The sequence below is a fragment of the Lentibacter sp. XHP0401 genome (assembly GCF_025751535.1).
Lineage (GTDB): Bacteria > Pseudomonadota > Alphaproteobacteria > Rhodobacterales > Rhodobacteraceae > Lentibacter.
The window spans coordinates 169905-193376 of record NZ_JAOWLC010000006.1 but is presented as its reverse complement, the minus strand read 5'-3'; the positions used below and the strand labels follow the sequence as shown (position 1 = coordinate 193376).

The 23472-nt window shown below is 54.2% G+C and carries 16 protein-coding genes; 10 read left to right on the top strand and 6 right to left on the bottom strand.

What is annotated here, in order from left to right; translation table 11 throughout:
- Positions 1-334: 334 nt before the first annotated feature.
- The 3 genes from OE750_RS09940 to OE750_RS09930 all read left to right on the top strand — a co-directional run bounded on the left by OE750_RS09940 (position 335) and on the right by OE750_RS09930 (position 3198).
- Complete coding sequence (locus OE750_RS09940) at positions 335-1297, top strand: TRAP transporter substrate-binding protein (protein ID WP_263764022.1); 963 nt, start codon at positions 335-337, stop codon at positions 1295-1297.
- A gap of 72 nt (positions 1298-1369) precedes the next feature.
- Complete coding sequence (locus tag OE750_RS09935) at positions 1370-1894, top strand: TRAP transporter small permease (RefSeq protein ID WP_263764021.1); 525 nt, start codon at positions 1370-1372, stop codon at positions 1892-1894.
- Positions 1895-1896: 2 nt separating this feature from the next.
- Entirely contained in the window at positions 1897-3198 is a 1302-nt protein-coding gene (locus OE750_RS09930; protein WP_263764020.1) for a TRAP transporter large permease, read from the top strand.
- Positions 3199-3255: 57 nt separating this feature from the next.
- Here the strand turns inward: OE750_RS09930 and OE750_RS09925 are convergent, their stop codons facing one another.
- Positions 3256-3948: an IclR family transcriptional regulator gene (locus tag OE750_RS09925; protein ID WP_263764019.1), complete on the bottom strand. Its 693-nt coding sequence runs from the start codon at positions 3946-3948 to the stop codon at positions 3256-3258.
- A gap of 179 nt (positions 3949-4127) precedes the next feature.
- On the opposite strand from OE750_RS09925, the gene OE750_RS09920 reads away from it, so the two are divergent.
- From OE750_RS09920 to OE750_RS09900, 5 genes are all read left to right on the top strand, one after another.
- Complete coding sequence (locus tag OE750_RS09920; RefSeq protein ID WP_263764018.1) at positions 4128-6461, top strand: cytochrome P450/oxidoreductase; 2334 nt, start codon at positions 4128-4130, stop codon at positions 6459-6461.
- Between the two features lie 39 nt (positions 6462-6500).
- Complete coding sequence (locus tag OE750_RS09915; protein ID WP_263764017.1) at positions 6501-7526, top strand: TRAP transporter substrate-binding protein; 1026 nt, start codon at positions 6501-6503, stop codon at positions 7524-7526.
- A 95-nt stretch (positions 7527-7621) separates the two neighbouring features.
- The gene (locus OE750_RS09910; RefSeq protein WP_263764016.1) at positions 7622-8092 is read left to right on the top strand and encodes a TRAP transporter small permease; all 471 of its coding nucleotides are present in this window, start codon (positions 7622-7624) and stop codon (positions 8090-8092) included.
- A complete protein-coding gene (locus OE750_RS09905; protein ID WP_263764015.1) occupies positions 8085-9386 on the top strand; it encodes a TRAP transporter large permease in 1302 nt (433 codons plus the stop codon). The genes OE750_RS09910 and OE750_RS09905 overlap by 8 nt, the downstream gene beginning before the upstream one ends.
- Positions 9387-9500: 114 nt before the next feature.
- Positions 9501-9923, top strand: a complete 423-nt coding sequence (locus OE750_RS09900; protein WP_263764014.1) for an HIT family protein — start codon at positions 9501-9503, stop codon at positions 9921-9923.
- 137 nt (positions 9924-10060) lie between these two features.
- Here OE750_RS09900 and OE750_RS09895 read toward each other — a convergent pair whose 3' ends face one another.
- Positions 10061-12574 (bottom strand): cation:proton antiporter, encoded by a 2514-nt coding sequence (locus OE750_RS09895; protein ID WP_263764013.1) that lies wholly within the window; start codon positions 12572-12574, stop codon positions 10061-10063.
- 307 nt (positions 12575-12881) lie between these two features.
- On the opposite strand from OE750_RS09895, the gene OE750_RS09890 reads away from it, so the two are divergent.
- Entirely contained in the window at positions 12882-14273 is a 1392-nt protein-coding gene (locus tag OE750_RS09890) for an aldehyde dehydrogenase family protein (protein WP_263764012.1), read from the top strand.
- A gap of 3 nt (positions 14274-14276) precedes the next feature.
- Positions 14277-15866 (top strand): GMC family oxidoreductase, encoded by a 1590-nt coding sequence (locus OE750_RS09885; RefSeq protein WP_263764011.1) that lies wholly within the window; start codon positions 14277-14279, stop codon positions 15864-15866.
- A gap of 151 nt (positions 15867-16017) precedes the next feature.
- Here OE750_RS09885 and OE750_RS09880 read toward each other — a convergent pair whose 3' ends face one another.
- From OE750_RS09880 to OE750_RS09865, 4 genes are all read right to left on the bottom strand, one after another.
- Entirely contained in the window at positions 16018-16524 is a 507-nt protein-coding gene (locus OE750_RS09880) for a DUF2478 domain-containing protein (RefSeq protein WP_263764010.1), read from the bottom strand.
- A 209-nt stretch (positions 16525-16733) separates the two neighbouring features.
- A complete protein-coding gene (locus tag OE750_RS09875; RefSeq protein ID WP_263764009.1) occupies positions 16734-19826 on the bottom strand; it encodes an efflux RND transporter permease subunit in 3093 nt (1030 codons plus the stop codon).
- Positions 19826-20947, bottom strand: a complete 1122-nt coding sequence (locus OE750_RS09870; protein WP_263764008.1) for an efflux RND transporter periplasmic adaptor subunit — start codon at positions 20945-20947, stop codon at positions 19826-19828. Before OE750_RS09870 ends, OE750_RS09875 begins: the two co-directional genes overlap by 1 nt.
- Before the next feature lie 514 nt (positions 20948-21461).
- On the bottom strand, positions 21462-23408 hold the full coding sequence (locus tag OE750_RS09865; protein ID WP_263764007.1) for a 3-hydroxyacyl-CoA dehydrogenase NAD-binding domain-containing protein: 1947 nt from the start codon (positions 23406-23408) through the stop codon (positions 21462-21464).
- Positions 23409-23472 lie beyond the last annotated feature (64 nt).

Sequence of the window (23472 nt, the reverse complement as noted above, 5' to 3'; positions counted from 1 at the left end):
CCCAGCACTCGTGTGGTGTGGATATGACGCTGTTCGCGAGATATTTACTTTAACCTGCCAAATCCGGAAAAAGGGGTTTTCTGAATAGCCCTCTCAATGCTGTAAGCCGCAGTGGGCAGGCCGCTTCTTAGAAATGTTTCTATCAGTTTATATCAATGCGCCCTCGGCCAACCGCCGCTGGGGCCTTTCATGTGTTCGTCTTTTCTCGACCACTACCAGTCGCCGATTTAACTGTTGGTTATCGCCCTGATAGACCAGAGGCCGCTCATGCGTTAACAATTGGTTTGGAGAACTTGGTGGAAGTAGACCACCGACACAATAAGGGAGACCTCCTATGAAACATACCCTCTTTTGCGCAGCAGCTTTCGCATTGGCCACATCCGCCACAGCGGAAAGCTGGGACATGCCGACACCTTACGGCGACGCGACATTCCACACCCAGAACATCATGCAATTTGCCGACGATGTGCGCGCCGCCACAGACAGTGGCCTTGACATCACCATTCACTCCGCTGGCTCGCTTTTTCCTCATGCCGAGATCAAGAATGCCGTTCGTAGCCGTCAGGTTCCAATCGGGGAGTTTTTCCTGTCCCGTCTGTCAAATGAAGATCTGGCTTATGGCCTTGATAGCCAGCCCTTTGTTGCGACCAGTTACGATGAGGCCCAAAAGCTTTGGGAGGCTCAGAAACCTGTCATCACCGAGCTTCTGGCCGCCGAAGGGCTCAAGCCGCTCTTCTCGGTGGCATGGCCGGCTCAGGGGCTTTACACCAACGGCGAGATCAAAACTGTCGATGATCTGAACGGTCTTCGCTTCCGTGCTTATAACGCAGCTCTCGAAGAGTTTGCTGCCCTCACAGGAGCAGCCCCTGTTCAGGTCGAAGCGCCTGATATTCCGCAAGCCTTCTCAACAGGCCAAGTTGAAGCGATGATTACCTCGCCCTCGACAGGCGTAAACTCCACAGCCTGGGACTTTGTCACCCACTACAGCCCTATCAATGCATGGGTTCCCAAAAATATCGTCGTGGTCAACCAGCGTGTTTTTGACGGCTTGGACGAAACCACCCAGAATGCCGTCATGGAAGCCGCGGCCGTAGCCGAAAAACGTGGTTGGGAAATGTCGAAAGCCGAAGCCGAAAGTAAAACGGCCGAGTTGGCAGAAAACGGTATCACCGTATACGAGCCAAGCCCCGAGTTGGTCGAAGGTCTGCAGGCAGTCGGAACGAAAATGCTTGAAAGCTGGCAGGCCAAGGCGTCTGATAGCGCCAAAGCTGTTCTGGATACTTACAACGCAAAGTAAGGCTCAATTCCCTTCAGGCCGGCAACCGATCTGGACTGTCGGCCTGAAACCTTCCAGCGAGGCGGAGATACGATGGGCAAAGCACTTCAAAAACTCTACGATATTTGTGGCGCACTTGCCGGCGGGCTAATTATTTGTATCTGTCTACTAATTAGCGCACAGATTATACTTAATCTCGCCGGGCGCATCAGCCCCGGCACGTTGCCGTCTACCATCCCCTCCTACGCTGACTTTTCAGGCTATATGCTGGCTGGAGCCACATTTCTGGCGCTTGCACATACGCTGCGCGCAGGAGGTCATATCCGCGTTAACCTTGTCGCTGACCGGCTCCCACAGCGGGGTCAATTCATTCTTGAAGCCGTTGTTCTGATCCTTTCTTCGGCGCTGGTCGGCTATGCAGTTTGGTTTATGACAAGCCTCGTGGCAGAAAGCCTGCACTACGGCGATGTCTCGCCCGGCATCATCCCTGTTCCTCTTTGGATTCCGCAATCTATATCCACCTTTGGCCTTGGCCTTTTTCTGGTTTCTATACTGCACACATTTGTCGATCTGATGATGGCTGGAAAGCCCGTCCTTTCAACGCCGGATGAGGTATAATTATGACCGATCCGATGATCGCGCTGACCTTGCTGGCTCTCATGATCGGGTTGCTTGCCGCCGGTGTCTGGGTTGCTGTCGCGTTAACACTCGTTGGCCTTGCTGCGTTGGTGCTTTTTTCTAGCGCTCCCTCCGGCCTGATCCTTGCCACCACACTCTGGGGCCACTCTCACTCCTGGGCGCTTACCGCTCTGCCGCTTTTCATCCTCATGGGAGAGATCCTGCTCCGGTCGCGAATGAGCGATGACATGTTCACGGGCCTCGTTCCATGGCTCGGCCGTGCGCCGGGCCGACTTCTGCACGTCAACGTCTTCGGCTGCGCAATATTTGCCGCTGTCTCCGGTTCTTCGGCCGCGACAGCGGCCACCATCGGGCGCATGTCCGTGCCCGAACTGACAAAACGCGGCTACCCCGAAAGCCTTATTCTCGGGACACTTGCAGGATCGGCCACTCTGGGGCTTCTCATCCCGCCCTCGATCATCCTGATTGTTTATGGCGTGGCAACCGAGCAATCCATTGCACGGCTCTTCATCGCAGGCATACTGCCGGGCCTTATGCTGATCTCGATGTTTGCAGGCTATGTCGCAGTCCGCGCATGGATGAACCCCGATCTCATTCCGCCCATCGAAGAAAGCTATACCCTAAGGGAGAAACTCAAAGCTTCGCGACGGCTTATCCCTGTTGCGCTCCTTATTGGTGGTGTCATTGGCTCGATCTATGCAGGCCTCGCCTCACCCACTGACGCGGCGGCGCTTGGCGTTGTGCTCGCCGCTTTGCTCGCATGGCTCTCCGGCTCGTTTAGCTGGAAGCTTTTCGGCGAAGCGGTTATGTCGGCAACCCGCACGTCTTGTATGATTGCCCTGATCCTTCTGGGGGCTGCGTTCCTCTCGGTGGCCATGGGTTTCACTGGCCTACCGCGCAATCTGGCAATCTGGATTGCAAGCATGAACCTTTCCGTTTCGACATTACTGGTTGCGTTGACGATCTTTTTCATCGTGCTTGGCTGTTTCCTTGATGGAATCTCCGTCATTGTGCTGACCACATCGATTATTATGCCGATGGTCACTGCCGTTGGGATCGACCCGCTCTGGTTCGGCATCTATCTTGTTATCGTTGTTGAAATGAGCCAGATCACCCCGCCGGTCGGCTTTAACCTGTTTGTAATTCAAGGTCTGACAGGCATCGACATCTTACGCGTTGCAAAGGCGGCTTTCCCGTTCTTTTTATTGCTTCTTGCTGGCGTCGTGTTGATTACTCTCTTTCCACAGATCGTGACGGTCCTACCCGAGTTAATGAGCCGTTAAGGCGTCAGCATTGTGCGCTGCGCATGGCCAGATTGGCCTGTCGATATGGACGTGATTTCAAGCTTGCGAATGCTGTAAGCTATCAGCCAAAGTTTTTGCCGCATTGGTGACGGCCTCGGCGGCTTGTTCTGTTGCTAGCTCTTCTAGGGCGACGACACCGATTGAAAAAGCAAGTCCTGCAAGGTCATCGTCTGGCAGTTGAACGGCGCTAGATATGCCGATAGCGCCTTTGTGCAACTGGCCTCTGGTCAAGCTATACCCATGGGTGCGGGCAAAGCGGATATCATCGCTATCTTCTTTCATCTCGGGGCGGGCGGCAAGAATTGCGATACCAGCAGCTCCGCGCGTAATCGGGTGGCGCGTACCGACACGGTAGTGAATATTCATCGAGGCATTGCGCGGTTCAGCTGTTAGAGCGACGACGCACTCACTCCCTTCGGCCATCGAAAGAAATGCTGTTGCCCCCGTGCATTCGGCAAGGTCTTCAAGTACCGGACGTGCCTGACGTTCCACGCGGTCGATTGCTCGCCCGCCTAGTAAATATGCGCCCGATCCGAGGATATAGTGTCCGTCATCAAGCCGGCGCAGCATTGCGTGATCCGACAAAGTGCCGACAATCCTGTAGGCAACAGCGCGTTTCAGGTCCAGTTGCGCTGCTAGATCTGCAACTTTCAGCCCTCCTGGTGTCCGCCCGATCAAAAGTAGTGCGGCAATGCCGCGATCGAGTGTTTGCAGCTTACTTTTCGACATATGTCGCAGCACCTTTCGAGTTGTCAGTTTGCCAATGATATTTTGAAAACGATTGATAGGCTAGACATGTTTTTCCCGATATTCGGACATATATTTCCGTTATTCGAGATTGATTTTGACCCTATTGATGAATTATCAGTTGATTCGAGGGCTTAGATTGGCTTGGGGGAGACATCAAAATGACTGGTGAGGCTTATAAGAGCGCCGATGGGTGCCCGTTTGGTGGCGCGACGAAGGACAATGTTTGCCCGATGGGTGACCCAGCAGATCTTGCACGCGACTTTGATGCATTCGAAGGAGCTTATCAGGTGGACCCGGCCCAAGCTCTGCGTTGGGCGCGCGACCAAAAACCCGTCTTTTACGCCCCCAACCTTGGGTACTGGGTGGTTACTCGTTATGATGACGTGAAAGCCGTTTTCAGAGATAACATCCTGTATTCGCCGCGCAATGTGTTGGAGAAAATCACTCCGGTGACCGACGCCGCAATCGAAGTTCTCAAGGGCTATGATTATGCGATGAACCGAACCTTGGTAAACGAGGATGAACCGGCACACATGGAGCGGCGAAGATTGCTTCTGGATCACTTTTTGCCGGAAAACTTGGAGAAACACCAAGATATGGTGCGGCGCCTGACGCGTGAAAAGATCGATGCCTTTGTTGATAGCGGCCGCGTAGATCTTGTAGATGCGATGCTTTACGAAGTGCCTCTTTTAGTGGCCCTACACTTTCTGGGGGTTCCGGAAGATGAAATTGACACTTTACGTAATTTCTCGCTTGCGCACTCGGTGAATACCTGGGGAAAGCCCTCGGACGAAAAGCAGATCGAGGTTGCCCATGATGTCGGTCGTTTTTGGCAATATGCAGGAACAGTCATTGAAAAGATGCGCGCAGAACCAAACGGAAAGGGCTGGATGCATCACACGATCAGGATGAATGCAGAGCGACCTGATATCGTCACTGACAGCTATGTGCATTCCATGATGATGGCCATCATCGTTGCCGCGCATGAAACTACTTCGCTTGCTTCTGCCAATATGTTCAAGACACTCCTGTCCCATCGTGAAGCCTGGAGTGATATCTGTGCCAATCCGGCCCTTATTCCGAATGCTGTTGAGGAGTGTTTACGCTACGCTGGATCTATTGTCGCTTGGCGCCGCGAGACGACTGCAGCTACGAGCCTCAGCGGTGTTGATCTGCCGGAAGGGGCCAAGCTGCTGATTGTGCAAGCATCTGCCAATCAGGACGACAGACATTTTGAAGCGGCTGAGGCTTTTGATATCTATCGGGACAATGCGGTCGACCACCTGACTTTTGGTTATGGGGCGCATCAGTGCATGGGGAAAAATATCGGTCGTATGGAGATGCGGATATTCCTTGAAGAAATGACCCGCCGGTTGCCACACTTGAAATTGAGTGAACAGGAATTCACATATCTCCCCAACACATCCTTCCGAGGTCCGGATGAGCTTTGGGTGACGTGGGATCCCTTGCTTAATCCGGAACGGGAGCCGCAGGACCAAGCGATCCAGCCACGACATTTCCCTGTTGGCGCGCCCATCCGCCGAGATGTTGCCCGCAGTATCCACGTAACACAGATGCACAAAGAAGCTGAGGGTGTTCTTGGCCTGACACTGTCAGACGCTCAGGGGCGGCGCCTACCGAGCTGGACACCCGGGGCACATATCGAGCTCTGTGTGGGTGACTATGATCGCAAGTACTCTCTTTGTGGTGACCCTGCCTCAGATACCTATGAGGTTGCGATCCGCAAAGAGGATCTCGGGCGGGGTGGATCGCGCTATATTCACGAGACTGTTTCAGAGGGTGCCGAAATCAAAATGCGCGGCCCGTCAAATCTGTTCCGTCTTGACGAGACAGCAGCGCATTATGTTCTGGTTGCAGGAGGGATTGGCATCACACCGATCATCGCTATGGCGGATCGTTTGCAGAAGATTGGAGCCTCTTATGAACTCCATTACGCCGGGCGATCGCGCAACACGATGGCATTTTTGGAACGAGCCGCGCGCGATCATGGTGCTGTGCTGGCCATTTATGCCAGTGACGAAAGCGCTTCTTTGGATCTGGTGACGCTTGTTTCTACGTTGTCTCAAGGCGCACAAGTTTATGCCTGCGGCCCTGAGCGGCTATTAACAGCCCTTGAAGAGCTTACAGCCGATTTGCCGGAGAACACCTTTCATTTTGAGCACTTCAGCTCCTCGAATGCAGTTCTAGACCCTGCTAACGAAACTTCCTTTGAAGTCGAATTTGCAGATTCAGGTCTGGTGATCAATGTACCGGCAGATACGACATTGCTGGATGCTATACTTGCAACCGGAATTGATATCGCTTGCGATTGTCGTGAAGGGCTTTGCGGCTCTTGCGAGGTTGCGGTGGTTGAGGGGGAGGTCGATCACCGCGATGTTGTGCTCACCCGTTCCGAACGCGCCACCAACAAGCGTATAATGACTTGCGTCTCACGGGCGCAAAAAGGCGGACGGATCAAACTTGCGCTCTGATCCGACGATATCTAGTTCTTTTAAGAGGGAGGACCCAACATGAAGCCGAGAAAGAATATTGCAGCAGCGGCAGCTTTGGCCGCAATCGCGACTACAGCTCAAGCCGAAACCACACTCAAGATCAGCCACTATCTACCTGCTGTTCATGGCATCCATACTGATTTTATCGAACCATGGGCGCAGCAGGTTACTGAATGCACCAATGGCGAGGTCAAGTTCGAGATTTTTCCTGCTGGCACGCAATTGGGGAACGTGGCGCGTCAACAAGAGCAGGTGATGGCCGGAGTTGTGGACGTTGCACACGGGCTTACAGGGATCCCACGTGGACGGTTCCCGCGGACATCACTGATAGACATGCCATTTCTGACCGATAATGCGGGCGCTGCCAGCTATGCTTTGTGGGAGCTGTTTCCCGATTATTTGGCTGAAGAATACAAAGGATTGAAGGTGTTGGCCTTGCACGCTCACAATGGCGGGCTGCTGCACACCAACGAGACCAAAGTTGAGAAAATGGAAGACCTCAAGGGGCTTCGCCTACGCACGCCCAGTCCAGCTGTGTCTGAAATGCTGTCCTTTCTCGGAGCAGATCCACAAGGTTTGCCACCAGGAGAAGTTTATGAGAGCCTCCAGCGCGGCGTAATCAACGGGACAGTTTTCCCGTGGGACCCGGTGAGAAGCTTTGGCCTGAACGAGGTTCTGAAGTATCACCTCGATCTTGGAGCCTATACCGTATCTTTCTTCTTTGTGATGAATGAGCGCTCTTACAGTAGGTTGAGCCCGGATGCGCAGGCCTGCGTTGATAAATATTCTGGTGCCGACCTTGTCGCCAAGTTTGGCGGCTGGTGGGATTCATGGGATGCACCCGCGCGTGAAGATGCAGTAGAGGCAGGCCATGAAATCACCAAACTTTCAAAAGAAGAGCGCGCTCTTTGGGAAGAAGCTCTGCAGCCGATGATGCAATCCTATATTCAAAGTGTAGCGGATCAAGGTGTCGATAACGCTGAAGAGATAGTCCAAGCGATGCGTGACAAGGTCGCCGAATATGATGCTGCCAAGACAGAGTGATCTACTTGGATGGTAATCATAGTGTCTGGCATCGGGGTTGCCCCGGTGCCGGAGATTTTTGACGTGGGGAGAGCACTTTGCATCTGGTATTGAACATGTCTCGTGCGCTGGTCAAAGCACTGGCGGCACTTGGCGTAGCCGCATATGGGCTGGCCGCGCTTGTGACCGTGGCCGACGTGATGGGGCGAAAGCTTGGATACCCGGTTAAAGGGGTTGTAGATCTTGTCCAGCTGTTCGTCGTTACAGGCGCCTGGCTTGTTATGCCATTTGCCTTTATGGTAACAGCCCATGTCAGTGTTGATTTCGTAATTATGAAATTACCGAGAACTGCAGTCGTCCCTCTACGTTTCATGGCCACTGCGCTTGGGGTTTGTCTTGTTGGGCTAATGCTTTGGCAAGGGTATTTGACGTTCCTGACGCGAACGATGTTTGGCGATACGTCACAACAGCTCGGAATACCGGTCGCATGGTACTGGTATCCGCTTCTGATCGGGCTGAGCATGTCGCTGTTCGCGCTCGGCCTTGAACTGATCGGAACACTTCAGGGAAAAAACAAACATGAGTGATGCAATTTTAGGGATATTCGGCTTTGTTGCCGCCCTCACGCTTATAGGTTTCGGTGTCCCTGTCGCCGTATCTATGGGGGTAATTGGCGCGCTCGGATACTGGTATCTGAATGGCTGGACTGGCGTATCGTACATTCTCGGCTCCAGCCCGTTTGAATCGATTTTTCCCTATTCCTTTTCCGTAATCCCGTTGTTTGTGATGATGGGCGTCTTTGCATCTCATGCAGGTCTGTCCCGTTCGCTGTTTAACGTGATCAACTCCTTCATCGGCCATCGCAAGGGGGGGCTGGCGGTTACAACCGTCGGGGCAAGCGCCCTGTTTGGAGCGATATGCGGCTCTTCTTTGGCCACGGTCGCCACGATCGGTCGCGTTGCCCTGCCAGAAATGAAGCGCCATGGTTATGACCCGTCACTTTCGACGGCAACCGTTGCTGCGGGCGGCACACTTGGTGTTTTGATCCCTCCGTCAATTCTTCTGGTGATCTATGGCTTGCTGACGCAAAGCTCGGTCGGACAGCTTTTCATTGCCGCGCTTATTCCGGGAATTTTGGGAGCGGCGCTATACGCGGCTGCGATCATGGTCCGTGTCTATTTTCGCCCCGACCTTGCACCAGCGGCTGAACGCACCCCTTGGCGCGACCGATTGCGCTATCTCGGCCAAGTCTGGCAGGTCGTGCTGCTTTTTGCGGTCGTGATAGGGGGCATATATATCGGGTTCTTTTCTCCGACAGAAGCTGCCGCCGTTGGGGCCGTGGGCGCTTTTGTGCTGGCCCTTTTTTCAGGACAGATGACCCAGAACGCGCTTAAAGAGTCAATCTACGAAACTGCAGGCCTTACCGGTATGATCTTCTTCATCCTCATTGGTGCGGCGCTATTTAATTTCTTTTTGGAAAACACCGGCCTGCCGCAGCTTTTGATTGAGCAAATACGATCCGCCGGACTGGGTCCGACGATGGTGCTATTCCTGATTGTGCTGTTCTATCTCGTTCTAGGTTGTTTTATGGACGCGATGTCGATGATCCTGTTGACAGTGCCACTGCTCGCACCCGTTGCTCTCGAACTTGATATAAACCTCATCTGGTTCGGTATCATTGTGGTGACCGTAGCTGAAATCGGCCTGATCACCCCGCCAATAGGAATGAACTTGTTTGTGGTGCAGGCTGCTTCTCCCGGCACGCAGCTCAGCACTGTCGTAAAAGGGATTTTGCCGTTTATTCTGGCTGATGTCGTGCGGCTTGCCTTGCTGATCGTTTTCCCCACCATCGCCTTGTGGTTGCCGGCGCAAGCATTCTGAAGGCGTAAAATGCTGTCACCGCAAGTTTTGGCTTGAGGGGATGGTCCAGAGTAGCCAAGATGAATTGCACAAGCCCCAGACAGGCCGCGTAGGGTGCCAGGGAAAGAGCGACACATGACTGATAATTGCCTGTTTTGCCGGATTGCTTCCGGCGGTTTACCTGCGCATCGCATTTATGAAGACGATCATATACTTGCCTTCCTTGATTTGCATCCGATCCGCGCTGGCCATCTGCTCGTTATCCCCAAAGCGCATCATGTCTGGTTCGAAGATCTGCCTGAAGACCTAGCAACACGTATCACCAGTTGCGCACAACGGTTGGCAAAACGCATGAAGGTGCTCTACAAGGTCGAGCGCGTGGCGATGTTCTATACTGGGATACATGTTCCTCATGCCCATGCGCATGTCGTGCCTATGCATCATGTGCATGACGTGACCTCGCAAGCATATCTCTCGGAAGACCCCGACAGATATGCAACCCCACCACAATTGACTGCCTTCGAAATGGAACGGATTGCTCTACAACTCCGCATCTAGCGTTGTTCCGTTTTGCGCATAATCTGTCAAAAAGAACAACGGCAACAACATTCTATTGCACTCAGATTTTTCCAGCAACGGATTGGTTTCGCGCCTCATTAGGTCACTGCGCTCTAGTGGCTTCGTGTCCGATGCCACTAGAGCGCGGTTTGTTCTTTGGCCATGAGTGCGTCAGGGTCAATGCCGCGCTCTTTTGCACTGGTGCGAATGGCTTTCTGTATCGCAGGGCGACGGGCGAGGAGGCGGCGGAAGCGTTCGGCGTCAAGCACGAGCAAAGTTGAAGGAGCGATTGCCCGCACTTGTGTGCGAACCGCTTTTTTCGACAAGATTGCTATCTGCCCGAACATCTCACCGCCGCCTCGCCGCCACGTTTGACCGGCGCTCTCGAGTTCGACCGCACCCGAAGCAATAAAGTAAACACTTTCTGCAGGGTCATCCTTACCGATGATCAGCTCTCCAGAATTGACGTAAACAGTCTTGAGTGAGCGCCCCAACTGTTTGAGCGCAGGATCTTCTATCCCCACAAAGAGTGGAAAACGCTGAATGAGTTCCAAGCGCTGAATTGCGATGTCAAGTTTAGGGCGCTTCTCTGTTGCGGCTCGTTGCGCATTCAGGCCTTGCATCAAGGAGGTATAAACCTCCGCGCCAATCAATCCATCTTCGCGCATAATGGAATATTCTCGCTCTTCAAGGCGTAGCGCTGTGCGCCGGATGAAGCGGCGTTCAAGTTTTTCCGCGTATCCGGGATACTGCAACCGCAGACCTTCCAAGGCGGTCTCCATGTTTTCCACCCTCCGCGCCAGTAACTCGTGCAAAAGCTCCGCAACTCGACGCCCATGAATACGCCGGATTCGTCTATCAATAAACGCGTCCAGGTCGCGTAAAATGAGCCGCTGTACCAGTAAAAGTTCAAAGCGGTCAGCGGTCATGCGGGCCAGGGGGCCCGACAAGCGTAAACGCCGTTGCAAAGCCACACCAATCTTAAAGCCTCGACCATATGAAACACTTCGTCGCGCTGCACGTTGGTATCCATTTCGCCCGTTTGATCGCGCGCCTTCAATCAACCGGTCCGCGTCGGACAAGACCTGTTCCGCCATCCGTTGTGAAATTGTCCGCTCTCGCATCCTGACGAGGACAGTGTCGCGCTCATGGCCCGCCAGAGCAATCAATCCCAAGGTAATCCGGTCCCGATCAAGGATTTCCGCACCGTCTTCTGCGGCCTGGACTGTTTCGTTCAATCGCTCACCGAAATTTTTAGCCTCGGAGCGAACAATGTCGCGATTGAGTTCATAGTTTTCGGTGGTTTGTTCGACATCCTCTCGAACGGTCTGGAGGGCCACGGCGACAACCTGACGTGACAGGGCTTCGTCAATCGGTGACAGCCGGTCAAGCCCGAGCCATTTGATGACGGTTCTCAATGTCGTTCCCTGCACAATCAGCGTAAAGAGTGTGAACCCTGTTGCGAAAATCCCTACCACGCGTTTGATTTCTAACGGAACGCGGATGCTTTCAGTAACGGCCAGAGCCAGCGCAAGAGTTACGGCCCCTCGCAAGCCTCCCCATAGAATTGCAACGCGATAAGGCCGCTCAACGGCAGGAGACAGATGCAGCAACGTCAGCAATGGTAGCAATCCGAACAGGATGGCGGCTCGGGCGAGCACAGCGGCGCAAATTACGACACTGACCAGCACAAAATCCTCTGCGCGGACTTCTTCCAAGAGCCTCGGTATGAGAAGCGCGGCTAGAATAAAGATCAACGCTCCTGCCCAATGTGCCAGTAGGCCCCAAACCTCACTGATGTTTGTCCAGGTTTGCGGTGATAAGCGACGGGGCCCCGCAAGATTCATGGTTATTCCGGCCGTGACGACAGCAATAACGCCAGACGCGCCGATAATCTGTTCAGCGCCGATGTAGACAAGATAGGGAAGCGCAACAGAAACAGAAATTTGCGCGCGTTCGTATTGTACAAAAATTGACATGGCCCAGACTGAAAGCCGCGCCGCAAGCCAGCCGACAATGGCCCCTCCGCCGATCAATAGCGGAAACTGTCTCAACGCATCCGTCAACGTCGGGTCTGGGATGCCAAGCATCACAAATCCCATAAACAACCCGAAAAGTGCGATGGCGGCGGCATCGTTCAGCAGGCTTTCACCTTCGATGATACGCGCCAGCCTACGTGGTGCAGAAATGGAGCGGAAAATCGAAACCACTGCAGAAGGGTCTGTGGTTGATACAATGGCCCCGATCAGCAAGCAGGCGGCAAGCGGCAATGTGCTGGTCCAAGACAGTGCATAGCCTACACTCAAAGTCGCGACGACCACCGCCACGACAGCGAGTACCAGAATGGGAACCCAATCGTCGAGCATTCGCCGCAGATTCATTCCCAGAGTTGCCTGAAATAACAGTGTTGGCAGAAATACATAGAGGAAAACGTTTGAACGGATCGGCAAGGCGAGAATTGCCTCGGCAACAGGGTTCAGTGCATCTGTCAACTCGGTGCGCAGAAAGAAAATCGCTCCAGCGCCGATGAGCATTCCAAGAACAGCCAAGATTACGCTGTAGGGAAGCCGCAGCCGTGCGGCCAAAGGCTCGGCAGCTCCGATAATCAAAAAGAGTGAGGCTATAAAAGTAGTAATCAATATGATGCTCATGAGCAAAAAAATAGCAGAGATATTGACCGGAGAAAATCTGCGACATGCAAGAAACACTGTTTTAGTTGGAAGCGTGTTTTCTCTTTGGATGAACTGTATTTGCGAGTGGTGCGCTTACCGTCTTGGATGATCTTCGTGCAGAACTTCTGGGGTGTTTCCGCGGCTTTTCACTTTTAAATTGGCCTGATGGAGGTCATCATTTGGGCTGCCGTTTGTAGTGTGTATGGGATCGGCGTTTTGCCATTGGCTTTGGATCATTGCTGTTTAGCAATCATAGCAATACAGAAAGCACGAAATGATGGGGAACATGAACGAAATTACGGCTGCGGCTTTTGCGGCCCAGAGTGAGGGTGTTTTAACACGCCGTCAGAGTTTCGGGCTTGTCGAGCGCCGCGCTGCACTTGCACGCCTTGCATTAGCCGTCCGCCAAAACGAACTAGCTCTGATTGCGGCAATATCTGCAGATTTTGGCAAGCCCGAAGCCGAGGTTATCCTGACCGAGATACTGCCCGTGATGCAGGAAATAAGACATGCTTCACGCAATTTGAGGCGTTGGATGCGTCCGCGCCGTGTGGCCCCGACACTTGCCACGCTGGGCACGTCTGCACGTGTTCGGTCCGAAGCGCGTGGGGTCTGTCTGATCATCGCGCCGTGGAATTATCCGTTTAGCCTGGCTCTTGGTCCATTGGTCTCGGCTCTTGCTGCGGGTAACAGCGCGATCATTAAACCCTCCGAAATGACGCCGGCCACGTCTGCGGTGATTGCGCGTTTGGTCCATAGTGTATTCCCGCCTGATCTGGTGGCAGTGGTTGAAGGCGGTGTGGAGGCTTCTCAGGCTTTGCTGGCGCTCCCCTTCGATCATATCTTTTTCACGGGCAGTCCTGCAGTTGGCAAAATCGTCATGTCGGCGGCCGCAAAAACGCTGTCTTCTGTCACGCTTGAGTTGGGAGGCAAATCTCCGACCATCATCGGCCCTGACGCCGACCTCAAAAATGCGGCAAAATGGATTGCGTTTGGAAAATTTGCGAACGCGGGCCAGACCTGTATCGCTCCGGATCATGTTTTTGTGCATCGCTCCGTTAAGGGAGAATTCCTGACTGTGCTGCGTGAGCAGATTGCGCGGTCTTATAATACGGGCATAAACAGTCCACACCTTGCGCGTATTGTGAATGAGCAGCACGCAAAGCGGCTTGCGGACTTGTTGAAAGATGCCATTGGTAAGGGCGCGCAAATCACATTGAAGGGCCAGGTAACAGGCACGTGTATGGAGCCTACGCTTATTGAGGCGATAACCCCTGAAATGGATATAAGTGACGAAGAGATATTTGGACCGATCCTGCCGATCATATCATACGATGATATTGATGACGTGTTAGGCCAGATGAATGCGAAGCCCAAACCTCTCGCACTTTATGTTTTTTGTAAGTCACGGATGCTGACTGACAAGATTATTGCGAATACCAGTTCAGGTAGTGTTGGCGTTAATTTGACCGTGGCGCAATTCACTCATACTGGCTTGCCGTTTGGCGGGGTGAACACTTCGGGAATTGGGGCGGCGCATGGGCACTATGGCTTTCGTGCTTTCAGCCACGAACGCGCAATTCTTTCAAACCACTTTTCTGCTCTACCACTGGTCTTTCCGCCCTACACTGGCCGGGCTAAGCGGCTTATTGGCCTCATCAAACGCTTTTTGGGATAAGATATGTTTGATTACATCATCGTCGGTGCCGGGTCTGCTGGCTGCGTTCTTGCCAACCGTCTTTCGACCAATCCGACGACACAGGTCTGTCTTATCGAAGCGGGCGGCCTTGATCGCAATCCATTGATTCACATTCCACTTGGTCTGGCCGTTCTTGCGCGAAATAAAAAGATCAATTGGGGGTATGATACCGCCCCAGAAGCGGCGCTGGATGGTCGACGTCTGTATTGGCCAAGGGGCAAGACGCTGGGCGGCTCCAGCTCGATCAATGCGATGATCTACGCACGGGGGCATCCCGACGACTATGAAGGCTGGGCAAAAGCGGCTGGCCCGCAGTGGGGCTGGAAGCGTGCGCGCGAATTGTTTCTGCGAATGGAGGGCAACACCGCACTCTCGGATGAATATCACAACACCGATGGGCCGTTGGCAGTCAGCAATCTGCGTGATGTGAATCCGATGAGTCATGCTTTTGTTCAGGCTGGTGTCGAGTGCCAGTTTCCGATCAATCCTGATTTCAATGGTGAAGGCCAAGAGGGGGTCGGCTTATACCAAGTCACGCAACGGGGCGGAAAGCGCTGTAGCGCCGTGCGCGCATTTCTTGATCCGGTGCGACACCGCGCCAACCTAACCATTGAGACGGGCGCACAGGCCGAACGGGTAATATTTGAGGAGCGTCGTGCTGTTGGCGTATCATTGCGCGGTCGTAATTTATGGTTAAAGCCAAAGGGTGAGGTGATCTTGTCGGGAGGTGCCGTAAATTCGCCTCAGCTTCTTATGCTATCAGGAATTGGCCCAGCCTCCGAACTGGCGCGTCATGACATTCCACTTTTGCACAATGCGCCGGAAGTGGGTGAAAATCTAGCTGACCATCTGGACATCTCGGTGATGTCGGCCGCCAAAGGTAGAAGCCCGATTGGTATTGCACCGAGTTACTTGCCCCGTGCCATCAAGGCCGCATGGCGTTTTGCAACGAAAAACACAGGCGAGTTGACCTCTAATGTGGCTGAAGCTGGCGGCTTTGTTAAATCCGACCCCTTGCAAACGCGGCCAAACCTGCAGTTTCACTTCCTGCCCGCCTATCTGCGTGATCACGGGCGCAAAACATCTTGGGGGTATGGCGTGACATTGCATGTTTGTGATCTTTTGCCCAAAAGCCGGGGGCGTATCCGGCTGGGCAGTCGCGACCCGTTTGCACCAGCCATGATCGAGGCAAATTACCTGAGCCACCCCGACGATATAGGAGTGTTGCTTAAGGGCTTAAAATTGGCGCGCCGTGTCATGGCTGCACCTGCGCTTGCGACATTGATCAAGGCCGAAGTGGCACCGGGGTGCAGAGTTCAGTCAGACGCCGCCCTGATTGCCGATATCAGGGCGAGGGCGGAGACGATTTATCACCCCGTAGGAAGCTGTCGCATGGGATCAGATGATGGATCAGTGGTTGATCCGCGGGCGAGGGTGCGCGGAGTAGACGGGCTTCGGGTTGTCGACGCATCAATCATGCCAACGATCGTCGCAGGAAACACCAACGCGCCAACCATGATGATTGCGGAAAATGTGGCCGATATGATCCTGAGGGTAGAACGAGATGCCTGATTTTGCTATGCTGTCTTCACAGTCGCGTAATTCCCTAACGACTTGTCGCGCCCCTTTGCTCTGGCTGCCCTGAGCAAAAGAACCAGCTCTTCGGAAAGCTCTTTCTGCTACTAGTTCCCGGATCAAAACCGCGCTTGCCCAAAGGCGCGGGTTAGGGCGTATCACTGTGCAGCCATGCAAGTATGTCATCAGGCTGTGGCGCAACTGCCGTGGCCAAGCCACCAGTAAAGCTGTCAAAGGCCGCTTTGCTGGGCTCACCCACGCCGACAAGCACAGGAATGCCATGCTCTATCGCGGCTCCGATCGCACTACAGAACCCGCGCCCTGCAGCTTCTTCGGGGCCAAATTTATTGAGGATAAAAAGGTCGGCGTTCTGCAGCGCGCCATTCTCGACACTGGCAACAGCTTGAGCGATAGCTCCGGGGTCAAGTCGACAGGCATCAGACCCTGCGCCAAGATCCTGCGTGATCTTGATCACCGGCCCGTCAGGCAGAACACGCACTTTCATGTCGCAGCCGTTATTAAAGGCGCTGGCATGGTCCAAGTCCTTCACAATGCCTGCAAGCGATACACCTTGCGCCTGCAACTGGTTGGCAATTTCGGTAAGCACCCTGTCGGTTTCGCCTCGTATCGGCGATGTCACACATGCAAATTTCATATCCGCTCCTGTTTTCCGGAATGCGTGGACTGGCTTGCCCAGTTCGGCCCCTTTTGCCTGTCAAAAAATATCGAACAGGCGCATGCTTTCGTCAATGCGGCGGATCGCATCAACCGTCTGTTTCGCGCCGTTGCGCAACCGCCGATAAAGCTAGCAATCCCCACAATCCACAACAGACGCTGTGTTTAAGCGTGCTAAAAAACGCGCGCCTATGGCGTGCCAGTGATCCCGCCCGATTCTGCTTGAAGTCGTTTGGATGCAGCCCCCGGTGTTGCACCCCAAACAGCGATCCAACGATAGAAGATAGGGGTGAGAAACAACGTGAACACAGTCGCAAAGCCAAGTCCGCCGACGATCACCCAGCCCACACAAATACGAGCTTCCGCGCCCGCACCTGAGGTCATAATCAAGGGCAGACCGCCGAAAACGGTAGAGACCATGGTCATCATCACGGGACGGATACGGAGGCGCAGAGAATTGCGGATGGCGCTGTCGATATCCTGACCTGCCTCGCGCAACTGGTTTGCAAATTCGACGATCAGGATACCATTTTTCGACATGACCCCGATCAGCATAACAAGGCCGATCTGGCTGTAGTAGTTCAAAGATCCGCCTGTAAGAGAAATCGCCAGCAATGCGGCGGCGAGGCCGAAGGGCACTGTCAACATGATGACGACAGCACTGGCAAAGCTTTCAAATTGCGCGGCAAGAACCAAAAGCACCACGACGAGGGCGACGCCGAACACCATGTACATGCCTGTGGCCGTGTCATCGAGCGTGGCGGCTTCGCCGGTGAAGATAATGCCCATGCCATCGGGTAAAACCTCTTCAGAGATTTCCAAAAGACGTTTCATCGAGGTCGACAAATCGATACCTTCGCCCAGGTTGGCGCGCAAAGATACAGCGAGAGAGCCGTTATAGCGTTCGATCTGTGCTTCACTGACAACCATTTGAAGGCTCGCGACAGCAGACAGGGGCACGTATGCGCCATTGTCCAGACGGATTGACATGGAGGCGATATCAGAGGGGTCGTCAATCGGCGGTCCACCGGGCACCACGTTAACATCGATTTCCGTGTCGTCTGAAAAGACGCTGACCGCGACATCGCCCTGTACGAGAGCGCGCACAAGGCTTGATACGGCTGCGGTGTTCAAGCCCATGTCACCGGCTGCGGCATCATCTACTGTTACTTCCAGCTGCGCGTTGACTGCATTGTTGGACAGTTGCGGATTTAGAAAGGTGTCGTCTTGAGACATGGCCCCGACCAAAGCGTTGGCGGCGGCAGTCATCTCATCGAGGTTTTTACCTGTGATAGCAAAACCAAGGCCACTGCCTCCGCCACGAATGTTGAGGCTGTTGGTGGAACGCGCGCTAACTTGCACGCCGGGAACAGAGGAAAGTTTGCCGCTGATCTGCCCGATCAGTTCCTGTTGGGTGAAGTCGCGCTCGGCCCAGTCGGGCAGGCGCACGATGATGAATGCAATTGTGCCACCACGCACGCCGATGATGCTCTGCACAACTTCGACTTGGCCGGTTTCTTGATAGGGCGCGAGGATGTCTTCTATCTGGACAACCTGCGTATCGAGATAGTCGATTGTTGTGTCGGACGATCCGCGCGCGAATACGATGAAGAAACCACGGTCTTCTTCAGGCGTCACAGTTGAGGGCAGTGTTATAGCTGCACCTATTGAAATGATAACAAACCCCATCGCTACAGCCAGCACGAGCAGGGGGGTGCGAATGGCAAAATCCATCACCGCATCAAAACTACGGGACAAGCGGCCACGAGGGGCATCTTTTGCATTGGGTTGGGTTTTGCCTGGGTCGAGCAAGGCGGCCAGAACAGGCGTAAGGGTCAGCGCGGTGAAAGACGAGAGCGTCACTGAAAAGGCCAGAACAAAGCCGAATTCGGAAAACACGCCGCCCGCTTGCCCCGGAAGAAACGAAATCGGAATGAAGACAGCAGCCAGTGTTGCCGTTGTTGAAATAACGGCAAAGAACACCTCGTTGGCGCCGGCTGCTGCGGCTGCATAAGCTCCAAGCCCGGCCTTGCGCTTGCGCACGATATTCTCGATCACAACAATCGCGTCATCAACAACCATACCGGTGGCCAGCACAAGTGCCAGCAGACTGATGGTGTTCACGGAAAACCCTGTTATCCAGATTGCCGCAACTGTGCCGATCAAGGCCACAGGAATAGTGATCGCGGGGATCAGTGTTGCACGGGCAGAGCGCAGGAAAAGAAAGATCACAGCAACAACGATGACCGTGGCCATGAGAATGGATTTGACGACCTCGTTGATGGAGCCCTCGATGAAGACACCGTCATTGGTGGTGATGATCAGTCGCACGCCTTCAGGCAGCTGCGGGCGCAGTTCTTCAACTGCAACAGCAACATCGCGCGAGATTTCGAGTGTGTTGCCAACTGATTGGCGAGTGATATCAAGGCCGACGGCCGTTTCTCCATTTACGCGGGCGTAGACGCTCGCTTCCTCGGGGAGCAATTGAACAAAGGCCACATCGGCGACTTGCGTTGTGTCGTTGATTGGGAGTTGGTTGATGGAAGCGACGGTCACTTCTTTGTTGCCAACACGTAAAGCGAGTGTTTGGGATTCGCTTTCAAGCGAACCAAGCGCAGTGTCGTCACGAAGGTGTGCCAATGCACTGGAGACATCAAAGATCGTCAAACCACGGCCGAGTAGAGACGGCATATTGAGTGAAACGCGAAACTCGTTCGCACGATTGCCGCGCACTGTGACTTCGGCGATCCCGTCGACGAGGGACATTCTTTCGTAAACAATGCCTTCCGCAAGCTGTGTGAGCTCGTCAAAGCTTGCGTCTCCCAAGAGGGCAAGGCGGATGATTGCGTCTGAGTTGCTGTCGCTTTTGGTGACGACAGGATCGTCTATGTCGTCAGGTAAATTCCGCAATGTTCCGGACACAATCTCGCGTGCTTCGTTGGCGGCAATATTAACGTCAGTGCCATCGGATAGATCAATCGTGATCCGGCTTGCTCCGGTAGACGAGGTGGATTCGATATTGGACATTCCCTCCAGTGCGCTCAATGCATCCTCAAGGACTTGGGTCACCTCTGTATCTACAGTGCTCGGCACCGCACCTTCATAGGTGGTGCGTACGGAAAGAACAGGTCGGTCGACATCGGGCATTTCCCGGATGTCGACGCTTGTCAACGCAGCCAGACCCGCGATGATGATCAGAAGGTTGAGAACAATACCAAGGATCGGACGCGCAACGAATGTGTCGGCAAAACCAGCTTTACGCGCCATCTTCTCGATGCTCATCAGCTCTGAACCTTGCCTATTTGGGCGCCTGTCACGACAGCCCCATCGCGTAACTTTGATGCGCCTTCCGAGACGAATTGCGCTCCGATGGGCGCATCTATTTCGATCCAGACCTGATCCCCGTCGCGATAGCGGATAGTGACTGGCACACGAGTTACCCGCCCTTCTTCCGAGACCCAAATTCCTGCGCCCGAGCGATCCCATATAATTGCAGTTGATGGCACAACAGGCAAAGGATCGGTGACTTCGGACATACGGACAATGAATGTCATACCGGAAACTAGCAATCCGTCTGAATTGTCAATTTCTGCCTGCACGGTCGCACTGCGGGTAACACTGTCGAGGCGGCTGTCAAAGGCCGAAACCTTGCCCTCAAAAACGCGGCCAGCAAAGGTCGGGGTTGCTACAAACACCGGTTTGCCTACGGCCAGAAGGCCAATGGAGCGTTCCGGCACTTCGAATTCGGCGAGCAGCGTAGTGGAATCATCAAGCGTCACAATGGTTTGGCCTGATGTCAGCTGATCCCCTATATTGACATCGCTCAGTCCGAGACGTCCGGTAAACGGAGCAATAATTGCCCGTTTATCCAGTGCAACCTCGGCTAATCCGACATTGGCCTGTGCAAGGCGCAGCGCGACTTGTGCTTCAGCAAGTGCCACGTTTGTGACAACAGAACTGCCATTTTTTTGCAACCCCTCGAACCGGGTCACAGTGGCCTGAGCCTGATCCCGTTCGGCCTGCGCGATTTCAAGTGAAAGGCGTTGGGTTCTGTCATCGAGACGCACGATCACTTCTCCTCGGTTCACCAGTGCGTTTGCACGAAGTGCCGCTTCGACGACTTCACCGGCCTCTGTTGTCACCACTTCGGCACGGCGCAATGAAACGGCACTGCCCACCGAGCGAAGAACGAGGTTGTAAGTGCGCTCTTCCAAAGTGGACAGAACAACGGTTGTAGCCTGCCTTGGCCTCGTGGGGCCTGCTTGCCCTCCGTTTTGCGCGCTTGTTTCTTCAGGTGCAGGCGCACCCAAGACTTGGGAGATCTGATCCGGTATCCCAAACGCGAAGACATATGCGCCAGCCAGAACGCCTAAAGAAACAATTACAACAATAAAATTTTTCAAAGTCTTTGTAACTCCAGAGTTCTATTCACCCATATGGGCCGTGGTTCACTGTTTAGATGACAAACGCACCAGCTACGTGTGGGGCTATTGCTTTCAAGAAACCTTTGAGACAACTGTAACCGGTTCGCGTGCTCAAAATCATGTGTTTCTTTCATTCAAGCAATGGTTAAAAACTCAAACGCAAGGCTACAGAAATTCTGTCGAAAAATGCACGACTTATCTCGTGATCTGCCAAATTGCCTGCATTGTTAGCGTGGTGGTCGCCAAACGGCCAATCAAAATACCTTGAAAGAGCAATTGGTGGCCAAGCGGATGTGCGCAGGCCTGTGACCGAGATCTGGGGGCTATATGAGACGCCCCATTCTAAAGTGCCGTTTCTTGACTTGTGACGAGATGCGTTCAACAACATCCTGAAAAATGTGTCTAACGCTTATCAGTTATGCGAGCGCAGTCGCGAGGCGGCTTTACCTCGCCAGGTTTGCCGAGGTAAAGTTTATGTGCATTCTTTTAGCGCCTAGGCGCCCTTCATAAACATCGGGCCGCCTTTCCAGCGCGGGAAGCCGAAAGCGTTGACCATGGTCACGTCAATGTCTTCTCTGCTGGCGGCAATTCCTTCAGACAAGATCGCCGCGCCTTCGTTCTGCATACAGCCAAGAATACGGGCCATAAGCTCTTCTTCTGTGAATTTCTTACGTGTGATGCCTTTGCGTGCCGACTCTGATATGATCAAGGCCTCGACCTCGGGGTCACGCGTTGGCTTTCCATCGTCATAAAGATACCAGCCACGGCCCGTTTTCCGGCCAAAGTTACCTTGCTTGCAGATGCGATCAGGGATGTCGACATAGCGCTCGCTTGCGGGGCGCGTAGCCGCACGGCGTTTGCGGGCGGCCCAGCCAATATCGAGCCCTGCAAGGTCTTGCATCTCGAAAATCCCCATAGGCATCCCGAAGTTGCGCATGGCTGCATCCACTTCATACGGTAGGGCACCGTCTTCCAGCAGATAATCAGCCTCACGCCGGTAGGAAGACATGATGCGATTGGCGATAAAACCGTCGCAGACACCTGCGAGAACAGGCAGTTTGCGCACTATTTTAGCAAACTGGATTGCCGTAGCAAGCACATCATCTGCTAGGGCTTCAGGCACAACAATCTCCAGAAGCTTCATGATATGGGCAGGCGAGAAGAAGTGTAGTCCGACCACGCGTGAGGGGTCTTTCACGCTGGCGGCGATCTCGTTTATATCAAGATAAGACGTGTTGGTGGCCAGCACAGCTTCAGGCTTGCAGGCAGCCTCAAGCGCGGCAAAGACCTCTTTTTTTACATCCATGTCCTCAAAAACAGCCTCTATCACAAGATCGGCCTCGCCGAGTTCCGCATAGTCACTGGCGGCCTCGAAATTGGCGTGAAGGGCATCGTGCTTGGCTTCAGTGATCAACCCACGTTTAAGCGAGCCACCGAGAATCCCTTCCACGCGTGCGGCCCCCGCATTGGCTGCGTCTTGGTTACGCTCGATCATCTGGACTTTGAGGCCAGACAGAAGCGCTGCTGCGGCGATCCCTGCGCCCATGGTACCGCCACCGATAATGCCGATCTGCGCGAGCGGGCGGGGAGCAACGCCCTTGGTGCGGGGAGACTTCCCAACAGTGCGCTCGGCAAAGAATATATAGCGCAGAGCAGCCGATTGCGGTGAGCCTTTGAGGCGCATAAAGCGCTCGCGCTCAAGCTTGAGGGCTGCGGGCCCGTCATGATCAAGCGCATCGCGCACAGCGGCAGCGGCTTCATGCGGTGAGTTTTGCCCACGTGCTTTTGCGGTAAGCTTGGAAATGGCCGCATCCCAAGTGGCTTGGTCTACTTCGGGTGCTGCGCGGGTGAGAAGAGGTGCGCGCATGGGTTTGTCGGCCGCATCTTTTGCAAGTTCAACAGCGGCTTCCAATAGATCACCCTCTGCGATGGCATCAAAGAGGCCAAGCTTGGTGGCTTCGCGCGCTCCAATCGGTTTGCCCGTTATGGCAAGGCGCGCCGCGTCGATTGGGTCAATCAAACGGGGCAGGCGTACGGTTCCGCCAGCGCCGGGGATGAGGCCGAGGTTGACTTCGGGCAGGCCGATCTTGGCCGTTGCCGCACCGATACGGTGCGAGCAGGCCAGAGCAAGTTCGCAACCGCCGCCAAGTGCTGTGCCGTGAATGGCCGCAATCCATGGTCGCGTGGCCGATTCAATTGCGTTCAAAAGCTCGGGGAGGCCGGGCTCAAGGAAAGGTTTGTCAAACTCGCGGATGTCAGCACCCGCCACAAACGTCCGCCCTGCACAGGTAAGCACTACAGCGGCGGGTTTGGATTTCTCAGTGGCCATGAGGGCATTCATCAGCCCTTGGCGCACGGCCTGGGAGGCGGCGTTTACAGGCGGGTTGTCGATTGTGACGACGGCGATATCGCCGTGCATTTGAGTGGTAACAACAGACATGGGGGCGCTCCTATTGGCCAAGTTCAGATGAACCTGTCTCGCGCCATGTCAAAAGTCAACCGTG